We start from the raw sequence: 9,553 nt of genomic DNA on the forward strand, positions 1-9,553 counted from the left end.
GGGCGCGACCATCTATTACACGACGAACGGCACGACGCCGACGACCTCTTCGACGAAGTACACTGCACCGATCACGGTTGGCTCCACGGAGACCGTCGAAGCTATTGCCGTCGCCAGCGGCTACAGCAACAGCGCGGTGGCCACTGCGGCGTACACCATCAACCTGACGGCTTCCACGCCTGTGATCTCGCCTTCCGGCGGCACGTATACGAGCGCGCAGACGGTGACCCTCACGGATGCAAGCTCGGGCGCGTCGATCTACTACACGACGAACGGCACGACGCCGACGACCTCTTCGACCAAGTACACCGGTCCTATCACGGTGAATTCGTCCGAGACGCTGATGGCGATCGCTTCTGGCAACGGCTTCACGAACAGCGCAGTCGCATCCGCGACGTACACCATCAACCTGGCGGCTTCCACGCCTGTGATCTCGCCCTCCGGCGGCACGTATACAAGCGCGCAGACGGTAACGATCGCAGATGCAAGCTCAGGCGCGTCGATCTACTACACGACGAATGGCGCGACGCCGACGACGTCTTCCACCAAGTACACCGGTCCTATTACGGTGAGTTCGTCTGAGACTTTGATGGCGATCGCTTCTGGTAATGGCTTCACGAACAGTGCGGTGGCATCGGCGACGTACAGCATTAATACCGTGGCTGCGACGCCGGTAATCTCGCCTTCGGGAGGCACATTCACCACCGCGCAAACGGTAACCATCACGGATGCGACGGCTGGTGCGTCGATCTACTACACGACCAACGGCGCGACGCCGACAACGTCTTCGACGAAGTACACTGCCCCGTTTACGGTGGATTCGACGGAGACAATCAAGGCCATTGCGGTAGCTGGAAGCGCAACGGCCGCGGCGAAGACTGCAACAGCCGCTGCAACCACGGCGACAGCCTCTGGAGCCAGCGCAGCGGCTACGGCAACGTTCACAATCGAGTCGCCGGCTGCAACTCCGGTGATCTCGCCCTCAGGTGGTTCGTACACGACGTCGCAGACCGTAGGAATTACGGATACAACAGCTGGCGCGACCATCTACTACACAACCAACGGTACAGTGCCCACAACGTCGTCAACGAAGTACACGGGATCGTTCACGGTGAGCTCTACGGAAACGGTCGAGGCGATTGCGGTAGCTAGCGGCTTCACTCAAAGCGCGGCAGCTACGGCGTCGTTCACGATTACTCCGGCCTCTACCTCCTCGGGAACCGGCTCTACCTCGGGCATCAACTTCTCGGGCGGCTTTGCCAGCTCGAAGGGGGCTGTTGCTCTGAATGGCAGCACGGTGCTGAGCGGATCGAAGCTTCAGCTCACGGGCCCCAATCAATATCAGGCTGGCTCGGTCTGGTATGCGACGAAGGTGAATGTGCAGTCGTTCACTACGGATTTCACCTTCCAGTTGACCAACGCGACGGCGGACGGCTTTACCTTCGCCATCCAGAACAACAGCTCGACTGCGGTTGGTGCCTCAGCCGGATGCCTCGGCTATGGCTGGATGACAAAGAGCGTGGCTGTAAAGTTTGACTTGTTCAGCGATCTTGGAGAAGGACCGGATTCAACAGGCATCTATACCAATGGAGCCCAGCCGATCATTCCCGCGATTGATATGACTTCGAGCAAGGTCAATCTGCACAGTGGCGACATCATGCAGGTGCATCTTGTCTACGATGGCACAACGCTGAAGATGACCGTCACGGATACGGTGACGAAGGCCGTCTTCAACACCAGCTTCACCATCAACATCCCGTCTACAGTTGGCGCAACAACGGCCTACGTTGGATTCACCGGCGGCACGGGATACTCCACTGCAACCCAGGACATTCTCACCTGGACTTACAGCAACTAGTTACCGGACCCGATGCAAATCGGGTCCGAAGATAGCAGAACGACTTATCAAGTATTGGCGTTTTTGCTTGAACCCCGGACCATTCACCTGGCTTGCCAGGCAGACGGTTCGGGGTTCTTTTTTGTCTTTGGGATGAAAGAATGTTGCACTAGGAAGATCCCATCCTTCGCCTCAGGCCCCTGGCACTGTAGATTGACTTAGAGTGTCCATGACTGTGAGCGAATCGAACAGCCAATCCCAGGCCGGGTCCACGAGCGAATCCACGGCAGAAGCAAAGTCCGGCGAACCTCAGACGGGCAAGGCCCAGCACCAGGCAGGCAAAGTAAGGAGCCGTTCCTCAGCGCTGGCCGTTGCTTCGGGAATCTTTCTGAGCCGCATCGTCGGGCTCGTCCGCGATCGCGTCTTCGCGTACTATTTCGGGAACTCCGACGCCGCGGACGCCTTCCGGGCGGCCTTCCGCATTCCCAACTTTCTGCAGAACCTCTTTGGCGAGGGCGTACTTTCGGCATCCTTCATCCCCGTCTATGCCCGGCTGCGAGCCGAGGAGAGGCACGAGGAGGCGTCGCAGCTTGCCGAATCGATTTTTGCCATCCTCCTGCTGCTCACCTCCGTGCTGGTGCTCGTCGGAGTCCTCACCGCGCCCTGGCTCGTGGATGCGATCGCGCCGGGGTTTCACGGTGCAAAGCGGGCGCTGGTCGTGCGCCTGGTCCAGCTGCTCTTTCCCGGAGCCGCGCTGCTGGTCCTCTCCGCCTGGTGTCTCGGCGTTCTGAACAGCCACAAGCGGTTTCTGCTGTCTTACGCGGCGCCTGTCATCTGGAACTTCGCCATGATCGCGACCTTCTTTGTGGATCGTGGCCGCCACGGCGAGGCTCATCTTGCTGTCGCCATTGCGATCGGCTCGGTGATCGGCAGTGCGCTTCAGTTCGCCATTCAGATTCCTACCGTCATAGGCCTCTTGCGGCCGCTAGCCTTTCGCATCCGTGGTGAGGGCGAGCACACCCGGACGGTGATGAAGAACTTCGGGCCGGTCTTTGTGAGCCGTGGTGTTGTGCAGGTGAGCGCTTACCTCGATTCGCTGCTGGCCAGCTTTTTGCCCACCGGAGCGGTCGCAGCGCTTTCCTATGCGCAGACCCTCAACTCGCTGCCGGTAAGCCTCTTCGGAATGGCTGTTTCCGCGGCTGAACTGCCGACGATGGCCGGAGCCCTGGGATCATCCGACGAAGTCGCCGCCACCCTGCAGAAGCGTCTCGCGCATGGCTTTGCGAATATCTCCTATTTCGTTGTTCCCTCGGCCGCTGCCTTTATCGCGTTGGGAGACGTGATCGTCGCTCTCATTTACCGTTCAGGACACTTTACCGGCAGGGATGTGAACTTCGTCTGGAGCGTACTGGCAGGTTCGGGAGCCGGCCTCCTGGCATCCACGGCGGGGCGGCTTTACTCCTCCGCGTTCTATGCGCTCAGGGACACGCGCACTCCACTCAACTACGCGCTCGTCCGCGTATCGCTGACTGTTCTGCTGGGATATCTCTTCGCGTTGCCTCTGCCCAGGTTGTTGCACATCGCGCAATGGTGGGGTGTGGCAGGATTGACGTTCTCTGCGGGCATCGCGGGCTGGGTTGAGTTTGCACTGCTTCGCCGCGGACTCTCAAAGAGGATCGGTCCCATCCCATCGCAGGGAGCGCGGCTGGCCCGGCTCTGGGTCGGAGCGGTTTTGGCTGCGGCTGTAGCGTACTTTGTGAAGACGAAGCTGCCTGCAGACCGGCCGTGGCTCACCGGTCTGGTTGTGCTGCCGGTCTTCGGGCTCGGTTATGCTGGGATCGTTCGCCTGCTGGGTGTGTCCGCGCCGATCAACCTGAAGAAAGTACTGCGCATTTCCTGAGTTTCAGCGCGTATCGAAAGGCACTGATTTCGACCGGATAGAACGGAAGGACAAAGAGTTTGTCTCGTTGCAATGCATGGCCAGCCTTAGAGCTCGCATGATCGCAAGAGCTGTCGAGGCCGCATCGCTGGGATCCTCTAGACGATGCCAGGTGAAGTTCCATCTTGGAATGCACGCTGGAAACCGGGATGTTCTCTTGGAATCACATTTGCGCGGGATCGCCAACCACACCAAAGTGGTGACTTTCCATGGATTGTTTTCAGGTACCATGAACTTGCCTTGCGGCCTGATATTGCGGTGTTTTTCTGGATGATCAGTCTTGATGGCAGGACATGTTCGCGACGGCATTAAGACCTTATGACGATTGACAGCGGCATTGCCCCACCCCTTGTCGAAGCAGAAGAAGGGGGAGATATTCCCTCTCAGCGTTCCCTGGAAAAGAAGGCGGTAAAGGGCACCTATTTCGTCACGATTGCCTATGGCCTCGCGCTTTCGCTGAGGCTTGTGAGCAGTATTGTGCTCAGCAGGCTCTTCGCGCCTGATCTGTTCGGCGTTCTCGCACTGGTTACGACCTTCATTGTCGGGCTGAATCTGTTCTCCCATATCGGCCTGGAAACCAGCGTGATTCAGAACCCTCGCGGCGATGATCCCGACTTCCTGAACACCGCATGGACCATTCAGGTGCTGCGCGGACTGGGTGTCTTCGTCCTCACCATCCCGCTGGCGTGGCCGGTCGCGCATTTCTATCACGAGCCGCGCATGATCTGGCTGCTGCCTGCGATCGGCTTCGGCAGCGCGATCGCCGGCTTTACCTCTCCCAGCATGATGACGCTGGCGCGGCACCTTGGTGTGGGCAGGCTCTCGCTGAATGAGCTACTTCAGCAGGTGGTTCAGTTCGCGGTTACGCTCATCTGGGCGCTCTTCCAGCCCAGCCTGATGGCCTTGGTCGCCGGCCGTATCGTCTCCGAATTGGTGCGCATGGCCGTCAGCTACATGATGATGCCGGAGATTCGTCCACGCTTCCGATGGGAGAAGCAGGCGGTTCACGACCTTGTTACCTTCGGCCGCTGGATCCTAATCGGCACCGCGCTCACCTTTCTTGCGCTGCAGTCCGACCGCCTCATTCTGGGCAAGCTGGTCACCTTCGGCATGCTGGGTATTTACGGCATTGCCTTCTCGCTTTCCGATATTCCGCGGCAGATCATCCTGCAGTTCTGCAGCCGCGTAGGCTTTCCCTTCATTGCGAAATTCAGTGACCGTCCGCGGCCCGAATACCGCACCATCCTGCGCAAGTACCGCCTTCCGGTTCTGGCCGTCGGGGGGCTGCTGCTGATCACAGTAATCTGCAGCGGAGACCTCTTCATCCTCCGCGTGTACGACAAGCGCTACCATGAGGCCGCCTGGATGATCGGCATCCTGGCCATCGGGCTCTGGCATACCCTGCTCTACAGCACCGCATATCCGGCAGTTCTGTCTCTGCAGAAGTCCCATTACAATGCCATTGCCTATCTCACGTACTGCATTACGCTGTTCATCGCTCTGCCGCTGGGATATCACTGGCTGGGGATGGCGGGTGCGGTCGTGGCTGTCGCCTTCAGCGATCTGCCAGTCTATTTCGTGACGCTCTTCAGCGCGCACCGAGAGGGTGTTGGCCTTCTCAGCCAGGATGTCGGGATGACCCTTGCGTTCCTCGCCTCACTGGCGCTCGCTCTCACGCTCAGAACATGGGCGGGATTTTCGCTTCCTTTTGCGCACATAGTCTGGTGATCGTTCCGTTCCTCTCCTCGTCTCCCTGTCGATCTCCGTGCATAGAAAAGCCTCTGCTCCGTGGTGAGCAGAGGCAACTGTGCCGGGCGTAACTGCAAAGAGAAGACTTCTAGTGGAGACTCGGGATCTGGGCCCGTGTGGGCATATGCCTGCGATGCAGTGGCGCAAAGTCCGCTAGCTTGTGTGAAAGACCGTTGTCCGGAAGCGCCTGCTGGAGGCTTTCGCAGGCGCTGAGCATCAGTCCCAGCGTGTCGAGATAGCCGTGTTTGACCACGCGGCTCAGCGGGTTCTTGATGATCGCAGGATCGCAGGCCTCGTGCACAAAGCCATGCCAGTTCGAGCGGTACATCATGTTTGTGCAGACGGAGATGGACGGGTTGAGCGCGCGTGCAGCGTGCCACCATGCCGAAGGAATAAGAATCGCGTCGCCGGGATGAACGGTGCCGCGATAGAGTGTGGCCCTCGAGAAAAGCGGAAACTTCTCCAGGTCTGCACTGTCCGGATTGTCAATCTGTGAAGTGTGAGACGAATTGGGAAAAGGATAGACATAGGGTGTGTCTTCCGGCGGAAAGAGGATGAACTCCTTGTCGCCGTAGATCTCCGTGATCATGGCGTGTGAGTTATCCGCGTCGTAGTGCATCAGTGGGAATTTGCCTCCCGCGCCGCCAATCAAAAGCTTCAGGAATCCGTCAGGACGCCGGAAGCGTGCAGGCATCAACGAGCCAGCGTATCGGCGGGGGAAGGCATAGACATTGTCGGGGAAGAGATCCTCAAGTAGCTCCGGCATGTCGCGGTAGATGATGACCTTGTGCAGGTAGGGGCCCGGTTTTTCCTGCGTCGACGCCATAATCGCATCGATCAGGTCGGACATAGCCATCTTGGTTTCGTAGGAGACCTGAAAGATCTTCTCCCCATAGCGGCTCTTGAAGAACTCCGGCGTCCAGGTGCGCATCGCGTTCCATTGGGGGGCGGCATTGGAGATGATGACTGGACGGTTGGGTTCCAGGTATTCCTTCAGAAAACGTTCATAAGGCAAGTCTGCGGAACTACGACGTTCAATGGAATGAAAGGCAGTTTGCTCGGCCGCCTGGCCGGTGCTCACTGCCGCTGTTGTGCTCATACTCCCCTCCAGTAGTGCTACATAGGATTGGGTGCCGAGGGCCACATGTAATGAAGAATGGTCCAGGGACCGTGTTCAATAGCAAGAGCGCCGATGTATCCGGGCATAGGCTGAAGATGTTCCATCCTCCAGCGCTGCGGTTCGAGCTCATCCCAGGCGCAATACGTCAGGGCGGCACGATCTTTCCCGGAGAGCGTTACGGCAAACTGGTCGAGCGGGAGCGAGAGTCCCTCGCCTCGCGCCTTGATATACGCTTCCTTGCGGGTCCAGCAGCGCAGAAAGGCCGCATCCCGCTCTTCCTCCGGCTCACGCTTCAGCGCCTCGTTCTCGGGGCGGGAAAAGTACATCTCGGCAATCGCATCGCGGTCTTCCACCGCGCGGAGAACCTCAACATCCACACCGATCTCGGCATCCAGGCATGCCGCGATGACCGTCACTCCCCGCGTATGGGACAGGTTGAAACGCAGCCGGCAGTCGGGAAGACTGAGACGAGGCTTGCCCTGCGCATTCTCGGTATATTCCACCGCCCGGGGATCGGCTTGAAGATAACTGCCGAGCAGCAGCCGGAGGCGGCCATGGTCCGAGACAAACCTCTCGAAAAGGGAAGGGAAACGAAAGCGCCGTGCGCGTTCCAGCTCTGCCGGGCTCAGGAGCGAGGTGTATTCTGCGATATCCCGCGTGTCCGGCGTCAGAGTCCAGAGATGGACTTCATGCGCGTTCAGACTCGGCAATGGATGGGGAATCACAGACGCCTGGACCTTGCCGGAAACCGGATACCGGGGCTGCAGGTCGTCAGGTTCGCAGCCTCGGTCGTGATGGATAGAGAGAACAGACATGCAACGTCGAACCCAGCGGTCTCGCGATGAAGTTTTATATGTACTCAGTCATGGAAGACAAGCAAATATTGCCGGCGATCTATGACTGCTGCGCTCTTTCAAGCCTCTCGGTGAGCATCTTGCCGACGACGCTCAGATTGGGTTCCTTGAACATCGACTCATGGGTTCCCGGAGCCCACAGCACTTCCACGCCCTCGGCAGCAATCTGGCCCCATCCGCAGGCGGGCTCCGCTCCGGGAACGTGATGGGATTCGGTCGCGCGCATCAGCGTGATCCGGCATGCGAAAGGATCGCACTCATACTGGGCCACGGCATTCAGCGTGTCCAGGCTGATGTTGTGCATGAAGTGCGGCAGTGCGAAGCCCAGCTGCTTGGAGAGCCAGCGGGCCAGCGCCCAGTTTCGCAGATAGAGTTCATCGCGCATGCCCGTGAGCTTGTGCTTCGCGGCTGCCCACAGATACTGCGACTTGCCTCCAAAGGAAAGCGGTCGCAGCTGCTTCGCGTGAAATGCATATTTCCAGCGGGCGCGGGTAATCCAGGTCAGCTTGCCTTGTGCCGCCTGCTGTGTGGCCACTTCGCGGGCGTAGCCAGGGCGCCAGGAGTCGAAAAGGATCACAGCCCCCATCTTCTCTCCGGATGCGACCAGCTGCCGCGCCATCTCGACGGTCAGGGGCCCTGCGGCGCACCATCCCGCGATGTAGTAAGGGCCGTGAGGCTGAACGGAGCGGATCGCTTCGATATAGGAAGCAACACGCTTCTCGATCGTCATCTCCCCCTCGTTATCCAGCTCACGCAGGCCGTAGAACGGATATGCCTTGCCGAGCACCGAAGGCAGGCCGGCATAGAGCAGGTACGAGTGGATAAGGAAGAGCGGAGGCTTGCCTTCGCCCGGCTGCACCGGAACCAGCGCGGAATATACCTTACGGCCGCGTAGGATCTCGGCCAGCTGTTCGATCGTCGGAGCATTGAAGATCGTTGTGATCGGCAGCGATGTGCCGAAGGCCTTGTTGATGCGGGCAAAGAGCCGGACGATCATCAGCGAATAGCCGCCCAGGCTGAAGAAGCTGGTGCGGACGCCGATGCCCTGCACGCCCAGCACTTCCTCCCAGATGGCAACCAGCTTCGATTCGAGGTCGTCCGCTGCCGGCACATAGGTTTCGCAGTCCGCGGGAACAGTGCGTGCGCGGTCAGGTCGGGGCAGCAGCGCCAGATTGGGTGAGCCATCCGGCCTGCAGACGATCGACGGCACAGCGACGAGCTCGGTCCGCGATAGATGCTGCGGCGCGGTTGCACGCAGGTGTGCGGCTGCAGCCTCGCGGTCCGGCTGCTTGCCGTCGAATCCTGCGATGTACGTCACCAGCTCCGGTGCGCCGTGTGGCCCGTTCTGCACGGAAGCGCGCGCCATCGATACATCCGGCAGCTCCAGCAGGCGGTCTTCGATTTCGCCGAGGCGCACACGATAGCCGCTGAAGCGAACACTTTGCGCCGTGCTTCCGATGATCTCGAAGTGTCCGTCGCGGAATTGCGCGATGAAGCCGGTGCCGGTCCAATCCGTGGCGCCAGCGGCACGGAAGCTCAGCTCGCCGTGGACACCCTGCGCCGCACGGCTGCCGAAGCGATTTCTGACCGTCAGCTCACTGCCGGGAAGAGGAGCGACAATCCATGCGCGTGCGTTGCCGGGAGACAGCGGTGCCAGGGCCACCGGGCCTCCGGCGGTAGCGGCCGAGAGTAGAGACCATGCCGAGCCCAGTCCTGCAATCTTCGTCGAAACCGGCTGCGGCAGGCGTCCGCCACGGGTGAGAATCTGCAGGCCGCGCGGCGCCTTCCAGCCTGCGTGCGCAAGGCTGAGCCATATCTGCGGCGAAGCCAGCACCGCCTGCATCGGGCTGCGATCGATGGCCGCCCGCAGAGAACTCGTGCTTTCGCTCTCGAGCGCGCGGATGCCCCAGCCGCTCAGCAGCTGCAGCATCAGATCGCTCCATACGTCGATGGCCGTGTCCACGGCTGTTACGCCGATAGTCGCGCCGGGCGCAAAACCCAGCGCGGTTGCCGCTGCGGCGCACTGCTCGAGAACATGCGCATGGGTCGCGGTG

Annotated in this window: 6 protein-coding genes; 3 read left to right on the forward strand and 3 right to left on the reverse strand. The window is 60.1% G+C overall.

The features are described from left to right. The 3 genes from QM649_RS19690 to QM649_RS19700 all read left to right on the forward strand — a co-directional run. On the forward strand, positions 1–1,858 hold a 1,858-nt coding region (locus tag QM649_RS19690; RefSeq protein ID WP_415200781.1), incomplete at its 5' end, for a chitobiase/beta-hexosaminidase C-terminal domain-containing protein. Positions 1,859–2,066: 208 nt separating this feature from the next. Next, positions 2,067–3,737: a murein biosynthesis integral membrane protein MurJ gene (gene murJ, locus QM649_RS19695; protein ID WP_415200782.1), complete on the forward strand. Its 1,671-nt coding sequence runs from the start codon at positions 2,067–2,069 to the stop codon at positions 3,735–3,737. Positions 3,738–4,094: 357 nt separating this feature from the next. Continuing rightward, complete coding sequence (locus tag QM649_RS19700) at positions 4,095–5,504, forward strand: oligosaccharide flippase family protein (protein ID WP_415200783.1); 1,410 nt, start codon at positions 4,095–4,097, stop codon at positions 5,502–5,504. Between the two features lie 109 nt (positions 5,505–5,613). Here the strand turns inward: QM649_RS19700 and QM649_RS19705 are convergent, their stop codons facing one another. The 3 genes from QM649_RS19705 to QM649_RS19715 form a co-directional block, all read right to left on the reverse strand. Beyond that, positions 5,614–6,669, reverse strand: coding sequence for a cupin-like domain-containing protein (locus QM649_RS19705; protein WP_415200784.1), 1,056 nt, complete (start codon positions 6,667–6,669; stop codon positions 5,614–5,616). Further along, entirely contained in the window at positions 6,642–7,460 is an 819-nt protein-coding gene (locus QM649_RS19710; RefSeq protein WP_415200785.1) for a 4'-phosphopantetheinyl transferase family protein, read from the reverse strand. Before QM649_RS19710 ends, QM649_RS19705 begins: the two co-directional genes overlap by 28 nt. 79 nt (positions 7,461–7,539) lie before the next feature. Then, on the reverse strand, positions 7,540–9,553 hold a 2,014-nt coding region (locus tag QM649_RS19715; protein ID WP_415200786.1), incomplete at its 5' end, for a phosphopantetheine-binding protein.

The organism is Silvibacterium sp. (genome assembly GCF_047605705.1).
GTDB lineage: Bacteria > Acidobacteriota > Terriglobia > Terriglobales > Acidobacteriaceae > Silvibacterium.

Coding starts and splice junctions, on each gene's coding strand:
- QM649_RS19700 (WP_415200783.1), top strand. CDS start 4,095: ATGACGATTGACAGCGGCATTGCCCCACCCCTTGTCGAAGCAGAAGAA.
- murJ (WP_415200782.1), top strand. CDS start 2,067: ATGACTGTGAGCGAATCGAACAGCCAATCCCAGGCCGGGTCCACGAGC.
- QM649_RS19710 (WP_415200785.1), bottom strand. CDS start 7,460: ATGTCTGTTCTCTCTATCCATCACGACCGAGGCTGCGAACCTGACGAC.